The sequence below is a fragment of the Vibrio sp. ER1A genome (assembly GCF_000733315.1).
In the GTDB taxonomy this organism is placed as follows: Bacteria; Pseudomonadota; Gammaproteobacteria; order Enterobacterales; family Vibrionaceae; genus Vibrio; species Vibrio mediterranei.
The window spans coordinates 866,334-883,184 of the sequence record NZ_JPJA01000086.1; the positions used below are offsets into that span (position 1 = coordinate 866,334).

Consider the following 16,851-nt stretch of genomic DNA (forward strand, 5'->3'; position numbering starts at 1 on the left):
CTGAATTCGGCAACAAAGCCATGTGGTACTGGTAATAAGCTGAAATGCTACTGGAATCAAGCGCTGACTGTCACTACGACTCACCAAGCCAGTCTTGAGTAACTTCAAAATCACAGTTTGTAGTTCAGGGCTTAAATACTCGATCTTTTCCAGATACAAGCTACCGTTGTGCGCCAATTCGAATTTAGAAGGCAAGCCATGACCATCTTCATCGTCGTAACCCAACATTTCTCGAATCATTGCTTCTGAAGTGAGTGAGCGACAATTGATACTAATGAACGGTCCATCTTTGAAGTCACTTTCGTTGTGTATCGCCATAGCTAAGTCAGACTTACCCACGCCTTCTTCGCCAGTAATTAAGATTGGTGCCTTGGATTTGATCGCTCGCTTCGCCACAGTAATAACATGCTTCATGCCTTTTGACTGCGCGTTTAGATTAGCAAAAGTGTATTTTGCACTACCGCCAATTTGCTGCTGTGCTAACTCACGAATCTTATCGATTGGATGGATAAAAAGCAGTTTAGAACCATCCACTAATGGTCTGAGTGTGATGATCGATTCAATAAACTCACCACCAATCTCTACCGTGGTTTGCTTACGGCGGATCGTGCTGTTTTCTTCAATACTTCTCAAGATAGAAGGCGCAAAACGAACAATAGAAAAGATATCCTTTTCAATAACATCTAACGTCTTAAATTTAAGTAATCGTTCTGCTTGATGGTTTGCCATCGTGATACGGTTTTCATCATTCCATGCTAGTAAACCGTCATCCATACACTCTAATGTTGCATTGTGCGCATTCAGCAATCGGTTCATATTCTCTTGCTCGTTTTGCACATGGATTTGCAACGCAATTTCCTTAGCACAGGACGAAATAATCACATGGTTTTCTTTGGTGTACTCCTTAGCGCGTTTTAGCAAAGAAATAGTGCCCCTCAAGCGTCCGAACGTATCAAAAATAGGCGCCGCGGTTGTGGCATAAGGATGCAAATGTCGATTAAAATGCTCAGCCGCAAATACTTCCGCTGGCATATGGGTATTCAAAGTCAAACTGATGGCATTAGTGCCTACTTTGCCCTCAGAAAAAAAGCAGCCTTTTTTTAAACCAAGTTCATTCACTTCGCGCAGCAAATCATCATGCCCTACGGTAAATAAGACACAACCACTATCATCCGTCACAAATAGAATGACTGCTTCATCACGCAGCAAATCGTAAGTATCTTCAATGACTGTAGTCGCACAGGTAATCACTCGCTCATTACGCTTGATGAGTGATTTGAGGGTGTAACCTGAGGCAATGTGGGGCTTGGACCAATTATACGGGCTAGATTGCTTTGAGCAGCGCTCCCACGATTCCAGAATTGGTGACAACATGAATTCCGGGGAAACCCAATGATGCTTTTGGAAAAAATCCCATTTCTTTTTGTTATCTTCTATGGACAGCATTGATAAACCAGAGTTGTTCGCTTTTGAGCGAAACGGATACGAATTGACGAGTAGGCTTGCTACATCGTGCAGACCCTGTATTTTACTGACTTACACTATTAGTGAGAGTGATCGTATTCACAACACGAATGGACATTAATGACTAATTCGAATAACACTGATCTTAGTCAGAATTGGTTAGAATTAACTGAAAATTGACTCTTTGGTATTAGGCCTTGCCTGATCGGCAATAGGCTAATCTGTAGAAAGTATTGGGATATGTTATGAAAGTTAGAGGATAAGGTTAGTAATGCACTTCCATGTGTGCATAACGAATCGTATTAGATCCAAGCAAGAGAAAGTAGCAAAAGAGGTACTGCGATAGATGCAGCCATTTTTGTTAAAGATAGCGCTTCACGGAGTATAACTTTAGATTTTGAATCAATAAGTTCAATTGGTTGTTCAAGAGCAATAGTTGCTGTGTTGTTCATGTGTTTTCCTTTTAAAGCAGCGAACTGCAATCCAGCTCACCTTGTGATTTATGTCGCAATTTTGCACTCTTTTGTGAACCACGTCAACATCAAATTGTAATTATTTGTCCATTTATGTTGTAAACAACAAAACAAAAAGCCCTGTGTTAACACAGGGCTTTAACTAGTTCTATAACTATCTGAATTTACGCGCTTTTAATGCCATCTAATAAAGTACGATAACTCGATGCTTCGCGGTAGAATACCGCAGGTTTTCCAATTGGCGCCTCCACATCTATCCATCCACCGTCAAATACCTCACCAGTCCAAGCGTGAATCCACTTGTCTTTAGGGAGATAGACACGTTTTACGGTTTCGCCTTGGTTGTATACTGGTGCAACTAGGATATCGCGGCCGAATAAGTACTGATATTTAATGTCGTAGGATTCGTCGTCAGACTCATAATGCATGAATAATGGACGTTGAACCGGCATACCTTCCCTAGCATTAAGTGCAACAGCATCTTTAATGTATGGCTTAAGGTGGACAAATATCTTAGTCATCTTAGCCAAATGACTCATGGTTTCCGCATCAGAGTCATACTGGTGGTTATCTCCAGGACGGTTACCCTCATGACTGCGCATAATTGGCGTAAATGCAGCCATTTCTGCCCAGCGTTGGAATAACTCTTTAGTACGCTTCATACCATGCAACGTAGTGTAACCACCGATGTCGCTATGGTGAATACCGTTACCCATTAAGCCTGAAGACAGAGCCGCTGGAATAACAGAAGCCAAACCATCATCAAGACACCAATCTACTGATTGGTCGCCACCCCATAAGGTGTGACAATATCCTTGAATGCCTGTACCGCCAGCGCGCATAAAGAACAAAATATCATCGGTTTTTCCCGCTTCTTCAATCGCTTCATGCTGCACTTTCGCCCAACGATAAGGCCATTTATTGTGTTCAATTTCCGCACTTACAGCATTGCTTAGTGAGCAGTCTGTAGGGAGGTATTCGCCAAAGTCCCCCATCCAACCGTCAAGGCCGAAATCAATCATGTTGCTTTTGATGACACCTTTGTACCATTCACAAGCTTCTGGGTTCGTGAAATCAACGACGCCACAATAAAACTCGCCAAAGTCGACAACGTATTTGGAGCCATCTTCCTTTGTAGCTAGGTAGCCTTTTTGTTGTGCTTCGTCATACAGAGGAAAATCTTCAAGCACATATGGGTTGATGTAACCCAAGAAACGTACGCCCTGCTCTTTCAGTTCATGAATCTTAGTATCTAGCTCTGGGTATAGGTCTTTGTTCCACTGCCAATCCCATTGAAGTCGTTTACCAAACGACGTCATCTTGATACCTTGCCAATCCTGACACCATGCACCCGCTACCTGAATTCCCGCTTTCTTAGCAGCTTCCACTTTCTCGATGGTAATTTCAGTACCGCCTTGAATACCCAAGATCACACCGTCATGCACCCAGTCTGGCATTTCTGGCTGACGACCAAAGACACCGGTGATATTGGTCATGAGTTCTGGGTAGCTGTCTTCTGCATCAAACAGAATGTATTGTGGGATATCCCAAGCTTGCAGCTCATGAAACTCTGAATTGGTAAAATCAAAGTCTGCGTAAGCCGTAGTCTCTAAATGGCAGAAATACTTTTTGTCTGAAACGAAAGTTGGTTGCGGGTAGTTAGTGTTGTAGTAATCGCCCCCTGCTTTATCAAGCACGTCCGCTTGCCATGTCACATAAGTGTTCTTGTTACGACCAACACCCGGTTCTGATGACCAAAGCGGGAAATTTTTTCCACGTAGATTTAGATACGTTAGCTGCTCACCACAACCGAAAACACGTTCTTCTTCAGTTGCTGAGATGCGCATCCAGAAACGGTTGAAGCTCTTATCAATCGCCTCAAATTCCGCTTTTAAGCGAGACTCAGCTGTCTCACCAACAATCATTTTAATGACTTCTTTATCATCAAAATAGAAACCAATGGTATGAAAGTCTTGGCCTTCACGAGTAAAACTGTCCACTTTGAATTGACGTAGTGGCAGGCGCTCAGTCACGTAATCCGTGATATCAAAATTACCGCGATACATGTCGAAGTTGCCTTCACCAATACCCAAATAAAGAGCAGGCTTAGACACGCTATGCTCGACAACCGTGCGGCCTTTATGTTGCAAGGTAAAGCCTTGCTCTGTAACGACTAAGTTCATCTTATTAACCCCAAAGAATTCAGAAATCTGAATCGAAAAATCATTTGAAGAAGGCGCTAAAGTCTGTGCCCTAGCGCCCTACTATCGTTAATCAAAAGCTGGCGTATTACTTGAACTGAACTTTGTATTCAGCATCAATCTTCGCTTCACACGTTTTGATCTCATTTTCAAAACGCTGTAGCCATTGCTCGCCTTCTTTACCAGCAGTACTTAGGAAGTAATCTTTCACTGGACCAGCCACTTTTTGGAACTCAGCACGTTCCTCTGCAGATGGGTTATAGATAGTCCCTTTCGCTTTGCGGAACTCTTCGTAAGCTTCAAACTCTTTGTGCTTCGGATAAGCACGTAGGTATTGGTTTTGTGCTGCAACACCATCAATGAGCACTGCTTTCAACTCATCAGGCATAGACTTGAATTTCATGTCGTTGAACACCCAAGCACCGCCCATGTACGCGTGACCGTCAAGGATGATGTAGTCCAAGCTTTCGTGGAACTTGTTTTGAACGATATCAACGATGCCGTTCTTAGTACCATCTACCACACCCGTTGATAGAGCGGTATACACTTCAGGCCATGCAATAGGTGTTGGTGAACCGCCTAGCTCTTTAACAAGCTCTTGTTGAATACGTGCAGGTACAGTACGTAACTTCAAACCTTTCACGTCGTCAGGAGTTTTCACCTGCTTCTTAGTCGTAGCAATGTTACGCCAACCACCAGAGTTCGATACCATCATTAGACGAACGTTAGGCGCTTTCTTAAGAAGCTCACCACGTACATCCCCAATGAACTCTTCGTTGTCGTATACACACTCAGCAACACGGTCATTTGGAAGCATGTAAGGTAAGTCGAATGCGCCAACAGGCTGCCAGAAGTTCGCTAACTCAGGAATTGTCGTTTGGAAATAATCAAACATTCCTGCTTGAACTCCAGCAATACACTCTTTCGCCGTACCACATAGCTGACCTGATGGATAGATGTCTACTTCAATCGCACCGTTAGAACGAGACTCTACAAAGTTTTTGAAAACCAGTAGCGATTGATGGTTATAACTATCTAGGTTAGACACGTGTGGAACCGTCAGTTTATAGTCTGCTGAATAAGCGGCGCCAGAAGCAAGCATGGTTGTGGCAGCGACGGCTAGTAGTGTTTTTTTCATTCTATGTTCCTTTTATCTTTATAAATTTTTGTTTCACGTATTCTTTTGAATCAGCTCTACATCACGCCCAACAGCTTAGGTAGGCCTATCACTAATTCCGGGAAGAATGAGATGAGGAAGATGATCAAGAACTCTACAATCAAGAATGGAATGATCGCCTTCGAAATTTTCTGTAGGGGTTGTCCGGATACGCCCGAAGCAACGAATAAAACCAGTCCCATAGGTGGTGTCGCAAGACCAATAGATAGGTTGACACACATCACCACACCAAAGTGCACTGGGTCGACACCCGCATTGATCATGATTGGCGCAATAATAGGACCGAAGATTAGGATTGCCGGACCAGCATCTAAGAACATGCCTACGATAAATAGGAAGATGTTGATGATGAAGAACAACATCAGTGGGTCACGAGTAATGCTATTAAAGAACTCTGTAACCGTATTCGAAATACCTGAGAAACTGATCGCTGACGCAAAGCCACTTGCCGCTGCAACAATGATAAGTACGGCTGCTGCGTTCACCGCTACTTTTGCAAACAACGCATAGGTAGCTTTGATGTTAGTCACTTTGATGACATAAACCGACAGGAAGATGGCATAAGCTACAGCTACTGCTGCCGCTTCAGTTGGTGTAAAGATACCGCCATAGATACCACCGAGAATGATGACTGGTGTCAACAACGGCAGAATCGCCAGTTTCAAACTTTGACTACGCTCTAGCTTAGTAGCACGCGGCAGAGTTTGTACTTCAGGATACTTACGAATTTGCATTCGGTTTACCAGCATCAAGCCGACGCAGAAGATGATGCCTGGAACAATACCAGCAATAAACATAGCAGCGACAGAAGTGTTCATTACGAACGCATACAACAGCATCAGACCAGATGGTGGAATGATATTACCAAGCACCGTCGCCGCCGCCGTTAACGCCGCCGAATAGCTCTTGTCATACTTGTATTTGGACATTTCTGGAATCAGCATGTTGCCGATTGCCGATGTCGCAGCCACTGCCGACCCGGTTAGTGCACCAAACAGCGTGGAGGCAAGAATAACTACGTGTCCTAAGCCACCGCGTAGGTGCTGAACTCGAGTTTGAGCGAAAGAGATAATACGTGGCGTGATACCGCCGCTCGACATACACTCACCCGCCAACATAAAGAATGGCAGCGCTAGTAGAAGAAAGTTATCAAGACCAGAGTACAAGCGTTGATAAAGCATGTTGATGAACAGTACTTGGTCATTTTGAATAAATGTGATGATTGGCGACAAACCTAATGCCATCAGCACAGGCACACCCATTAATAGGAATGCTAGAAAATAAACTAGGAAAATTGGGGAAACCATAACGTTACCTCTACTCGGTCGCTTCTACTGCTGATGAATTATGTTCAGCAGGATCGAAATGAATCAGGTTGTGTAATGCGCCAAGTAACTTTTGGAGAGCAAATAGACACGAAATCGCCAGCATAATCGGTGGAATCGCATACACGACAAACATTGGAATAGGAAGACTGTCCGCCATTACCGACCCTGTTTTGTAAAATGCGTAACCGAAGTAAATCCAGACCGCAAACAAGATCAAGCTAGCGACATGGCCAAATACCATCAAGAGTTCAAAGATACGCGTCCCTTTTAATTTGTCGGTGACGAATGTCATCGCGATATTACGCTCATCTAGGTAGATGATTGGTAGGCAAAGGTAAGTCATGTAGATCATCAAGAAACGAGATGATTCATCTGTCCACCCCAAAGGAGTGTTTAAAATGTAGCGAAAGGCTACTTGAATCAATACGATGACAGTCATCACTAACAAGAAGAAACCTGCTATATTTGCTGTCCAGCGCGCTATTGGCGCATTAATCGTATTTAAAGCGTTTTCCATTGCTTTAAGCATAGAACCACCATAAAAAATAATAATTTTTGTTATTTAAACGACATATTGTCCACTCTATTTATATTGATAACCCAGTTAGTAATTTTTAACCGTGAGTGTTTTCACACTGAGCAACAATATGTCGTTTTTTGTAGGGTTAATGTCACATTATGGACATTTGGTCGTTTTAAGCTTTACCGTTTGAGCCAAATAGACGGATTTTGTGTTGAACAACTTCCATCATTGATTCAATACCTGTGTTCATGACATCCGCCAAAATGAAATCATTTTCATTCTGTTTCCAGTGAGCTTGAACACCTTTGATAAAGCCTTGACGTAGCTCAGTATCAACGTTGATCTTCGCTACACCGCGTTTCACAGCTTCGACCACTTGGTCATCAGGTACACCTGAGCCACCATGAAGTACAATAGGTTTTTTCACTGCTTCTTTGATTTCGCTTAAACGGTCAAATTTCAGCTCTGGTGTTGTTTTATATACACCGTGAGCGGTACCGATAGAAACGGCCAAATAATCAACACCCGTGCGTTCAGAGAAGTCCAGAGCTTCTTCAACCGTGGTGATCATTGCATCTTTCTCATCAACAGTGATGTCATCTTCCGTACCACCAATTTTGCCAATCTCACCTTCAGCACCTAAGCCAAGTGCATTAGCTACGTCGACGACAGCTTTAGTAATGCGAATGTTCTCTTCGAAAGGAAGTGCCGAACCGTCAAACATCAGCGATTGGAAATCACGGGTTGCTGCTTCCATGCACTGTTCGAACTTGCGGCTATGATCAAGGTGAATACAGATTGGCACTGAAATCTGGTGATGTTGTATTAGAGAGTCAACAGCATCGCGTAACGGTTTCATGCCCATTTCATTAATCGCTTTTTGGCCGATTTGAAGCATGATTGGTGATTGCTCTTTCTCAGCGGCAAGAAGCACTGCTTTAATTGTTTCTAAGTTGTGTGCAGTAAAAGCGCCGATGGCATAGCCATTGTTCCACGCTTCTTGAATCATTGTTTTACCTGACATATAAGGCATTGTGAGTGTTCCTCTGTATTTGTTCGTTACTGTAGTAATTTACCAGTACAAAACGTCCACTTCTGTTAGTTATGTATCACTTTATGACACAAATGCTCAATTAAGGACAAAAATGAGCTATAGAGCACATCTTTATGTTGTTTTTTGATTTTCTCTACCAAAATGTTAAAACAAAAAAAAAGATGACGGCACTACACCGTCATCTTTCGGAAAGACTTAAATTTAATATCTAATGATATTAGGATGTTATCTCATATCTTGGTCAAGCAAGCCTTGAGATAATGCAGGAGCTAACCCTGGAGTCAGTGGCAATCTAGGAATCACCAAACAATGCATTAAGTGGTAAATATCTTGTTTACCATCCCATACCTTGCTAGTACCAGCTTGGTTATTTACGTCCAGCTCTTGCCACCAAGAACATCCCTCATAATCAATCAAATAGGTACGGCAATAATCCCACCATGTACGATAGTAATCTTCGTACTTCTTATCACCCGTTACTGTAAATAGAGCATAAGCTGTACCAATCGCTTCTACAGGAGCCCAGCGGATACGCTCACGAACTACTGGCTTGCCATCCCAATCTACCGAATAAACAAAGCCCGGCGCACCGTCCACATGCCATGCGTCACGTACCGTAGCATCAAATAATCCAATAGCGTCTTCTAACAACCATTCTGGACAATCTTCACCAATTTCAAGCAAGGTCGCACGTAAGTGACAAATCAAACGTCCCCACTCGATCCAGTGGCCTGGTGTACCACCGTACGCTCTGAAATGACTTGCTGGCGTTTCTTTGTTGTAATCAGGAAGAGGTTTCCACTCAGAGTCAAAGTGTTCATTAACGCGGTAGCTTAATCCTTTCGCTGTTTTGTTGATCATAAACTCGGTGATATTAAGTGCGCGCTGCAACCACTTCTTATCTTTTGTCACATCGTAAACAATCAAGAAAGCCTCTACAGAGTGCATCGCCATATTGCCGCCGCGGTAATCTTCTGTTTCAGTCCATTCTCTGTCCCAAGACTCGAAGCACATTTGACGATCTTCGACCCAGAAGTGCTTTTCATATACGGCAATGGCTTCTTCTAGAAGTGCTTGCGCACGAGGGTGACCTGTAGTGACTGCACTCGCTGCGCCAAGGAGCACAAACGCATGTTGGTAGCCTTGTTTTGACTCATCAACAATGCCTTCACCTTCGTTATCAATTGTCGCAAACCAACCGCCGTGAGCCTGATCTTTCAACGGGCCTTCTAGAGCTTTAATACCGTGCTCGACAAGGTCATAGGCACCAGGGCGTCCCATGAGTGCAGCCAAGGAATAACAATGGAGCATGCGCGCAGTTATCCAAAGACGTGTGCCCATCTCTTCGCGCACATTGCCGTTGTTACCAATCCAACCAAAACCGTTTGGCACCACTGAGTTTCTGCCAAACTCAAAAATGCGGTCAGTTTCGTTATCTAACCATGTGTTATGGGATCGGGTATTAATCCATTTCATAGGGTGTTTCCTCGTTATTTTTTGTTGCGACCGACCCTATCAGTCCATCGCATTGAATTCAGTATCATTATTGTTATCTAGCGAACGGCAATAGCGGTTCGCTGATTTTTAGGTCTATTTCACCTCAAAACGGTGAATAGTTTTTTCTTCGAACAATTCACCAGGATTCAAACGCACGGATGGAAAATGCGCTTGGTTAGGGCTATCCGGATAATGCTGCGTTTCCAAACATAGTCCTTCACGATTTTCATACTTATGACCGTTGCGACCATACCAAGGCTTATTCGATAACTTGAAACCGTTATAGAACTGCACCGCAGGTTGAGTAGTAAAGACCGTCATCGCTCTACCACTATTAGGTTCATACAGTTCAGCAGCAATTCGATAACCTTGTCGGTCTGTATCGCCGTTTAATATAAAGTTGTGGTCAAACTCTCTGTGTCCTACTTCTGTGTGAGAGGTAAAGTCGAGATCACTGCCCATTACCGAACAAATTTCGCCCGTTGGAATCATGGTTTCATCCACTGGAGTATAGAACTCTGAGTGCAGTGTTAGTTGATGATTATCAACGGTTCCTGAATCATGCCCACCAAGATTGTAATAACTATGATTGACCAAATTGACGACCGTTGACTGATCGGTATGGGCAGTAAAGTTATAATGGACTTGGTTCTGTTCATCCAGGCCGATTGAATGTGTCACGACTAAGTTGCCACCAAACCCTGACTCACCGTCCGGAGAGATTCGACTGAAATGAACAAAAATCGCTTCACTTTGCTCTTCTAGCGTGTAATTCCAAACGTATTTGTCGAACCCTTTTGAGCCACCGTGCAAATGCTGCCCCGTCGGAAGCTCATTCGTTTCTAACTGAAAGACTTGTCCATCTAATTGGTAACGGCCATCTCTGATTCGATTTGCAAAGCGCCCCGCGACTGCTCCAAAAAACGGGTGGCCAGCAACATACTTTTCAAGGTTCTCATAACCTAGAACCACATCAGCAATCCGGCCGTTTCGGTCTGGGACTTCAATGGAAGAGACAATACACCCGTAATTTGTTACACGTATCGTCATGCCGTGTTCATTCGCCAACGTAAAGAGCTTAACCGGCACCTCTTGACCTTCAATGTGGCCCCAGTTTTCTTGAGTCAGTTTCACGTGATTGCCTCTATCCGTTATTTAATTTTTGCTTCAAGACCTGAAGTAACGCGTAGCTGTTCAAATACCGCAGTCCAATCCTGACGACCTCGGCCTGCTGCACGCGCAACACTATATAGCTCGCGAGATGCCGCACCACAAGGCATAGGTACATTCACTTGGTTAGCAAGATCCAAAGCAATTCCTAGATCTTTATGCGCTAAATCCAGCATAAATGCAGGGCTTAGGTCGCCTGCTAATACTTTGCCTGGCCAGGTTGTTGTAAAGTGACCCTTACCCGCTGGAGTACCACTCATGACTTTCAATGCTGCATCAAACTCAAGACCAATAGCTTCAGAAAGTGTCGCCGCTTCTGCAGACAGTGCGTTGAGAGCAATGCTCATATAGTTGTTAATGATTTTTACGCGAATACCTTTACCTGGGCCACCAGCATCAATTGTTTCAGAGCCCATGCAATCAAATAATGGTTGCGCTTTGGCGATTTGCTCCGGAGTACCACCAGCAAGAATCAACAGCTCACCTTTGATCGCATGGTCAGATGTTCGACCTACTGGTGCTTCCATCATTGAGAAGCCTTTTTCCGACATCTCGTTAATAAGCGCATCAGTTTCAAACGGGTGAATGGTCGACATGTCGATAAGTAACGCCTGCTTATCTAAGCCTTCTGTAACGCCACTGTCACCAAAGAGTGTGCTTTTGACCAGTGCGCCATTAGGCAGCATAGTAATAACAAACTCAGCGTCAGATGCAGCGTCTGCTGGTGATGTAGCGGCTGTAGCACCTAACTCAACCATCTTTGCGACAGCAGTTTCGCTGATATCAAACACGCGTAAAGAGTGGCCACCTTTAATAAGGTTTGCTGCCATTGGGCTGCCCATTTGACCTAGACCGATGAATCCTACTGTTGACATGAAAAAGTCCTTAGTTCTGTTATTGAATTGCTACTTACTATAATCATTCGAGATTTAATAACCACAACATTTGTCACATTTTGTTGTTTTATGTCCATTTATTATCTTTTTGTGAGAATACTCTCATCGCAAATCTATTTAGTCCTTATAATGGGCCCATGAGTTGTGAAAGCACTCGATGGTTTTCGACGGAGATTTTTCCTTAAAGCTAACGATAGTTTCACCGCTTTTTTTCCAATGATGTTTGAAACGATAAGAGATATAAAATGGCGATAGCTTGTGTTGGTATTACAGTATTAGACCGAGTGCAATTGGTTTCCCAACTCCCGACTCAGGGCGGCAAATATGTTGCACACGATTACTTTGAAGTTGGTGGTGGACCAGCCGCTACAGCTTCGGTCGCAGTGGCTAAGTTAGGCCATGACGTTGACTTCATAGGTCGTGTTGGTTGTGACAGCGTTGCTGATACCATGTTGACCGAATTGGCCAGCTATGGTGTTGGCGTAGACAAGATGGTGAAAATCGAAGGTGCATCCTCTGCATTTTCAGCCGTCATCGTCGATGAAGAAGGCGAACGAATGATAGTCAACTATCAAGACAAGTCTCTGCTGCGCGATGCTACCCCTCTTAAAAATGTTGATTTTTCGACATATTCCACAATTCTTACAGATGTTCGTTGGATAGATGGCGCAAAATATGCACTACAGCAAGCAAGAGAACTGGGTATCCCCTCGGTTTTAGATGCAGACATAACTCCCGAACCCATTGATGAACTTGTAGAATTAGCAGATCACGTCGCTTTTAGTGAGCCAGGTCTCGAAAAATTCACTGGAACAAGCGATCCTGTTGAAGGTCTCAAAATCGCTCAAAAAAAGACATCTGGACGAGTTTATGTTACAGTCGGTTCAAAAGGATGTTATTGGCTTGAAAATGGCGAACTCGCACATCAAGTAGGTCTGAAAGTAGATGTTGTTGACACCACAGGTGCAGGCGATGTCTTCCACGGAGCACTTGCTGTCGCTGTTGCAGAGCGTATGGAAACGCGTCAATCCATTATCTTTTCCAATACCGTAGCTGCGCTGAAATGTAAGAAACTTGGAGGCCGCGAAGGTATTCCAACCCGAAAAGAAGTGGATGACACTATATAAAACTAATAATAAAAAAGAAGGGTTATCGTGACTAATCCAAGACAAGATAAATTATTACAGTTCGTTAACGACAAAGGTTACTACACCGTCGAAGAACTCGCAGAAATGCTCGACGTTTCGACTCAAACGATTCGTCGTGATATTAAGAAACTCAGTGAAGAGCGCCTTGTAATACGTCACCATGGTGGAGCAAGTTCTCCTGCTACCAAAACGAACCTAGATTACGAAGTCCGTAAGGTGTCAGAGACCGAACAGAAAAACGCTATTGCTAAACGTATTGCGGAGATGATTCCTGATAATTCAACGGTATTCATCACTATTGGTACGACCGCTGAAGTTATTGCGAGTCATCTGCTTAACAAGAGTAACTTGCAGATTATTACTAACAGCTTACGTGTTGCGAATGTGTTACACGGTAACAAGACATTTGATGTTCTGATACCAAGTGGCAAGGTCAAGGCATTTAACGGTGGTATTGTCGGGACTGAAGCATTGGACTTTATTTCCAACTTCCGTTTTGATTTCCTTATTACCAGTGCAGCATCTATCGATGTTGATGGCACCTTATTGGAATATGACTTAAGCGAAACTCTGATTACTCAAACGGTAATGAAATCGGCTCGACATGTGTTGGTCGCTTTGGATTCAACTAAGTTTATCCCCAAGGGGTCCATTGAATTAGGTCCAATTAGTGATGCAAGTTGCTTATTCACTGATGCGCCTCTGACTAAAGAATTAGAGGCTATTGTGAATAAAGGCGATACAACAATTGAGATTTGCGATTAATCTACGTTTGCGTAGCTGAAAATTAAACGGTCAACTTGTCTAAGACAAGGTGACCGTTTTTATTTGCAGCGTCCCACTAGATGTCTTGATTAAGTAACATGACCTGCACTCTAATCCAATCGCATCGAAGCACTCTATAGCACTAACGAAAGCACTAGTAATAAGCGAACTACTTGGCGTGCCTGTTCGTTTCACCATATTACTAAGCAAATACAAGATATGAATGAGCGTTTGGCGCTTATCTCCCCCCTCTCCCCACATAGGTTCAACATCAAGCGTCTCACCGTATAATGCTGGCTTAATTAGTAAACCGTTGCCTTCAAATTCCAAACGGTGCTTTATTACCAAACTGCTGACGATTAAAATTTCACTGTAATGCAGAGCACTATATCGAGAACATCCGCTTAGAAGATCATCTAACCAACCGCAGCCGTGGCTCGGCTCTTGCAGAATCGATTCTTGAAGAAATAGGTTTCGAACATACGTTAACGCGGAATTCACACACAAAGCAGGTACCTTGGGTCGAGGTGCTACAGTTCTATTCCGCCACAGCTCAGCCTGCTTATCTACGTCAGTCATCAAAACGTTTATTACTTTGCTCATCATACGCGCAACCTACCTACTTACTGATGCGCTGTACGCTTCATTACAGCGGTAAACTTGCTCTCCGTCGTAGCTGTAGAAACAAGCACCCATCCCTGACTATTCATGTAGTTTAGGGCATCCATTGGCGAGTTAAACGCAATGGTTTTGCCATTTTCGTCGCGTAGCAGGTCTTTGTTCCTAACGCTAATCTCCAGTTCTTGCCCAAAGTCGACTTCAACTTTCCATTTCGTCAGACTTAAGAGTTTTCCGGATGCGATCACCATAGCGTATTGTTCGGTTTGGGACTCACGAGCAGTAGGCTCGGGAGATGAAGCAGCGTGACTTGCGGTCAACGGTAACAGCAAGAATAAAGACAGTGGGACAGTTCTAAATAAGGTTTTCATACAAGATCTCCGATAACATTTCGGCAGGCACACCAACTGTGCCAACGACAAAAATCGTATCAAAGACAATGTCCATTATATGGAAAACATAGCCCTATTTTGTCTGGAATATGGAAAGACGTTTCTACTTACGACCTGATGAATAAGTAATTGCTATGCTTTCTGCTCGTCTCGTTTTTTCAATGTACGGTAGAATTCCGATAAGTACTCAACATCTTCTTTCGGAGCTGCCAACATTAGATCCAGAAACTTCAACGTGCTTGCGGATAACGGTAATTGCCCGCCATGAAGTCGTTCTAAGCTGGTCATAGGGAATAGCTGAAGAAGACTAACATCAAGTGCTTTCGCAATACGGAAAAAATCTAGAATAGTAAAATGGCTCTTTCCTTCTCTATCCATTTTCTCATAAAGCGCAGACCGACCAATTCCTGCTTTTTTTGCCAGTGAGTTCTTGGAAAGCTGGGTCTGAACCATCAATGCTTCCATTCTCTCTATAACCATTTTTCGGAACACCTGTTCCTCGACCCCAAAAAACTCAAAACCTTCTGTTTCAATCTCTGCCATTTCGATTTGTCCATTATGTGGAATTTACACACCCAACCTATCCGAATAACGGATATATCAAATGATAAGTTTATACCAGGTTACACACAACACTAGTTATCAAACCTTATATTTTAACTGAGGGCACCTTTATGCAAACTACTCATCAAGCTTTAATCATCGCTGCACTAACGCTGTCTAGTAGTGCAAACGCAATATCTCTCGAGCCTGCGCAAGGTTTGAATGTTAACCAACCCTATTACGCTCCAGAGACATTTGTACAACAGAGAAGCTTGCCAGTTGTGGATATTCGAGGTCTTGACTCTAAAAGCTATGTCACGGTTTTTGAAAAGCAAATTGGCGATGAGGTGAGACGAGGCATTAAAGAGGCAGAGTATGTTTACAAACTGGCGGGAATTGATGTTGTCGAATTCGAAAAAGACTCCATGAAAGTATTGGAGAACTCGAGAAAGCTCAATCCCGAGTACTTTGAAATAGTAGAAGCATTGGCAGAAGTCGGAGGTATTTCTGTAGAAAGGATGTTCACATTATCTCAACTTGACGCCGCGTTAGCGTCAGCAGCCCAATCATCATTAAGTGGCTGTACAACCATCAGCTTTGCAGGTACAGGGGTGGTTGGACAAGTCAACGATACCCCTTCTTTATCTGGCGGCAACTATTGGGTTCTTCAAGCTGACGATTACGTTCAAGTCATGGCGTCCGGTTTCTATGGCTCTGGCCAAACGCTTGGCAAAGACATAGGTGTGGTGATTAACTTTCAGGGCACTGACTCAAAAGGTGTAGGTCTTCAATCTAATAGTGCAATCGAACTTGGCGCTCTTCAAAACTACTTAGCTCGTCATGCCAAAAGCGTGGAAGAAGCAGAGAAAATTCTAGAGAAACACCGAACGGTTGTTGCATCGCATTTTAACTTTGCAGATGCAAATGGCGATACCATTGGTATAGAAATGCTAGAAGGCGATAATTACGTCATAAAACGTCCAGCAGGTATCGGTCATGCGAACCATTCTGAACGTCCTGGCGTGATGCAGTCTTTTGCTGAATCAGTAGGGTTAGGCGAGAAAAGCAGAAAACGCACCATCGCTACTGCCTACACTGAATGGCGCGCAGAGTTTGCTCAACAGTTTATCGATAATAGCCCTGAGGGAAATGTTGACGCAGCAAAGTACGTGCTTAATACCAAACCTATCGCTCAACATGCAGCATATGGGTCGGATTTTATCTCTACGCTAACCGCAGTTATGGACACTAAAGAAGGCTGCTTAGAAGTGGCTCCGGGGGTGGGTGAATGGAATGACTTTCAGAAAGTGTGTCTAAACAAATAGTTCGTTACTCTAGAGTAGACTCTAATAAAGAATCTACTCTAGACACTTGATTGGTCATATAGATTGAGCACAAAACTTTGACTTAAGTGTTTTAAGCTAAATTGACAAGCGCGTTCCTTGTTCCAATCTCACTGAAAGGCTTTACGGCTCTTGAGCTGTTGTGTCTTCTATTCCAAATATAAGTCGGCGCGGAGCAAGCGCAATCTTGACAAATCACGTGCCAATCTGAGTATCTTTCATTCCAAGCTGAGGTCCTCCATTCCACTAGTAACATATT

At 43.5% G+C, this 16,851-nt stretch carries 16 protein-coding genes; 3 read left to right on the forward strand and 13 right to left on the reverse strand.

Annotated features, from left to right (window positions below; translation table 11 throughout):
- From dhaR to yihU, 10 genes are all read right to left on the reverse strand, one after another.
- Positions 1 to 1,446, reverse strand: a 1,446-nt coding sequence (dhaR, locus tag HW45_RS11080; RefSeq protein ID WP_081875803.1) for a dihydroxyacetone kinase operon transcriptional regulator DhaR, incomplete at its 3' end; no start/stop codon positions are given.
- A gap of 320 nt (positions 1,447 to 1,766) precedes the next feature.
- Entirely contained in the window at positions 1,767 to 1,916 is a 150-nt protein-coding gene (locus tag HW45_RS29735; protein WP_038227019.1) for a hypothetical protein, read from the reverse strand.
- Positions 1,917 to 2,101: 185 nt separating this feature from the next.
- Entirely contained in the window at positions 2,102 to 4,120 is a 2,019-nt protein-coding gene (locus tag HW45_RS11090) for an alpha-glucosidase (RefSeq protein WP_038227020.1), read from the reverse strand.
- Positions 4,121 to 4,226: 106 nt separating this feature from the next.
- The gene (locus tag HW45_RS11095; RefSeq protein ID WP_038227021.1) at positions 4,227 to 5,276 is read right to left on the reverse strand and encodes a TRAP transporter substrate-binding protein; all 1,050 of its coding nucleotides are present in this window, start codon (positions 5,274 to 5,276) and stop codon (positions 4,227 to 4,229) included.
- A gap of 56 nt (positions 5,277 to 5,332) precedes the next feature.
- Positions 5,333 to 6,622 (reverse strand): TRAP transporter large permease, encoded by a 1,290-nt coding sequence (locus HW45_RS11100; RefSeq protein ID WP_038221714.1) that lies wholly within the window; start codon positions 6,620 to 6,622, stop codon positions 5,333 to 5,335.
- A 10-nt stretch (positions 6,623 to 6,632) separates the two neighbouring features.
- Positions 6,633 to 7,172 (reverse strand): TRAP transporter small permease, encoded by a 540-nt coding sequence (locus HW45_RS11105; protein WP_038227022.1) that lies wholly within the window; start codon positions 7,170 to 7,172, stop codon positions 6,633 to 6,635.
- A 166-nt stretch (positions 7,173 to 7,338) separates the two neighbouring features.
- A complete protein-coding gene (locus HW45_RS11110; protein ID WP_006069615.1) occupies positions 7,339 to 8,199 on the reverse strand; it encodes a class II fructose-bisphosphate aldolase in 861 nt (286 codons plus the stop codon).
- Positions 8,200 to 8,445: 246 nt separating this feature from the next.
- Entirely contained in the window at positions 8,446 to 9,696 is a 1,251-nt protein-coding gene (locus HW45_RS11115) for an AGE family epimerase/isomerase (RefSeq protein WP_006069614.1), read from the reverse strand.
- 114 nt (positions 9,697 to 9,810) lie between these two features.
- Positions 9,811 to 10,851, reverse strand: a complete 1,041-nt coding sequence (locus HW45_RS11120; RefSeq protein ID WP_038227023.1) for an aldose epimerase family protein — start codon at positions 10,849 to 10,851, stop codon at positions 9,811 to 9,813.
- A gap of 17 nt (positions 10,852 to 10,868) precedes the next feature.
- Entirely contained in the window at positions 10,869 to 11,762 is an 894-nt protein-coding gene (yihU, locus tag HW45_RS11125) for a sulfolactaldehyde 3-reductase (protein WP_006069612.1), read from the reverse strand.
- Between the two features lie 266 nt (positions 11,763 to 12,028).
- On the opposite strand from yihU, the gene HW45_RS11130 reads away from it, so the two are divergent.
- Together HW45_RS11130 and HW45_RS11135 are read left to right on the forward strand one after the other, a co-directional pair.
- Entirely contained in the window at positions 12,029 to 12,910 is an 882-nt protein-coding gene (locus HW45_RS11130) for a sugar kinase (protein WP_006069611.1), read from the forward strand.
- Positions 12,911 to 12,937: 27 nt separating this feature from the next.
- Positions 12,938 to 13,696, forward strand: coding sequence for a DeoR/GlpR family DNA-binding transcription regulator (locus HW45_RS11135; RefSeq protein ID WP_038227024.1), 759 nt, complete (start codon positions 12,938 to 12,940; stop codon positions 13,694 to 13,696).
- Positions 13,697 to 13,735: 39 nt separating this feature from the next.
- On the opposite strand, the gene HW45_RS11140 is transcribed toward HW45_RS11135, so the two are convergent.
- The 3 genes from HW45_RS11140 to HW45_RS11150 all read right to left on the reverse strand — a co-directional run bounded on the left by HW45_RS11140 (position 13,736) and on the right by HW45_RS11150 (position 15,249).
- The gene (locus tag HW45_RS11140) at positions 13,736 to 14,302 is read right to left on the reverse strand and encodes a hypothetical protein (RefSeq protein WP_038227025.1); all 567 of its coding nucleotides are present in this window, start codon (positions 14,300 to 14,302) and stop codon (positions 13,736 to 13,738) included.
- Positions 14,303 to 14,319: 17 nt separating this feature from the next.
- On the reverse strand, positions 14,320 to 14,685 hold the full coding sequence (locus HW45_RS11145) for a hypothetical protein (protein ID WP_038227026.1): 366 nt from the start codon (positions 14,683 to 14,685) through the stop codon (positions 14,320 to 14,322).
- A 153-nt stretch (positions 14,686 to 14,838) separates the two neighbouring features.
- Positions 14,839 to 15,249 carry a helix-turn-helix domain-containing protein gene (locus HW45_RS11150; RefSeq protein ID WP_006069607.1) on the reverse strand — a complete coding sequence of 137 codons (411 nt, stop codon included), beginning with the start codon at positions 15,247 to 15,249 and terminating at the stop codon, positions 14,839 to 14,841.
- 131 nt (positions 15,250 to 15,380) lie between these two features.
- Between HW45_RS11150 and HW45_RS11155 the strand changes: the two genes are divergently transcribed.
- Positions 15,381 to 16,574, forward strand: coding sequence for a C45 family autoproteolytic acyltransferase/hydolase (locus tag HW45_RS11155; RefSeq protein WP_038227027.1), 1,194 nt, complete (start codon positions 15,381 to 15,383; stop codon positions 16,572 to 16,574).
- The last annotated feature ends 277 nt before the right edge of the window (positions 16,575 to 16,851 follow it).

Excerpts from the sequence above, each read along its gene's own strand:
- HW45_RS29735 (WP_038227019.1), bottom strand. The coding sequence starts at position 1,916 with ATGAACAACACAGCAACTATTGCTCTTGAACAACCAATTGAACTTATT.
- HW45_RS11090 (WP_038227020.1), bottom strand. The coding sequence starts at position 4,120 with ATGAACTTAGTCGTTACAGAGCAAGGCTTTACCTTGCAACATAAAGGC.
- HW45_RS11095 (WP_038227021.1), bottom strand. The coding sequence starts at position 5,276 with ATGAAAAAAACACTACTAGCCGTCGCTGCCACAACCATGCTTGCTTCT.
- HW45_RS11100 (WP_038221714.1), bottom strand. The coding sequence starts at position 6,622 with ATGGTTTCCCCAATTTTCCTAGTTTATTTTCTAGCATTCCTATTAATG.
- HW45_RS11105 (WP_038227022.1), bottom strand. The coding sequence starts at position 7,172 with ATGCTTAAAGCAATGGAAAACGCTTTAAATACGATTAATGCGCCAATA.
- HW45_RS11110 (WP_006069615.1), bottom strand. The coding sequence starts at position 8,199 with ATGCCTTATATGTCAGGTAAAACAATGATTCAAGAAGCGTGGAACAAT.
- HW45_RS11115 (WP_006069614.1), bottom strand. The coding sequence starts at position 9,696 with ATGAAATGGATTAATACCCGATCCCATAACACATGGTTAGATAACGAA.
- yihU (WP_006069612.1), bottom strand. The coding sequence starts at position 11,762 with ATGTCAACAGTAGGATTCATCGGTCTAGGTCAAATGGGCAGCCCAATG.
- HW45_RS11130 (WP_006069611.1), top strand. The coding sequence starts at position 12,029 with ATGGCGATAGCTTGTGTTGGTATTACAGTATTAGACCGAGTGCAATTG.
- HW45_RS11140 (WP_038227025.1), bottom strand. The coding sequence starts at position 14,302 with ATGATGAGCAAAGTAATAAACGTTTTGATGACTGACGTAGATAAGCAG.
- HW45_RS11145 (WP_038227026.1), bottom strand. The coding sequence starts at position 14,685 with ATGAAAACCTTATTTAGAACTGTCCCACTGTCTTTATTCTTGCTGTTA.
- HW45_RS11150 (WP_006069607.1), bottom strand. The coding sequence starts at position 15,249 with ATGGCAGAGATTGAAACAGAAGGTTTTGAGTTTTTTGGGGTCGAGGAA.
- HW45_RS11155 (WP_038227027.1), top strand. The coding sequence starts at position 15,381 with ATGCAAACTACTCATCAAGCTTTAATCATCGCTGCACTAACGCTGTCT.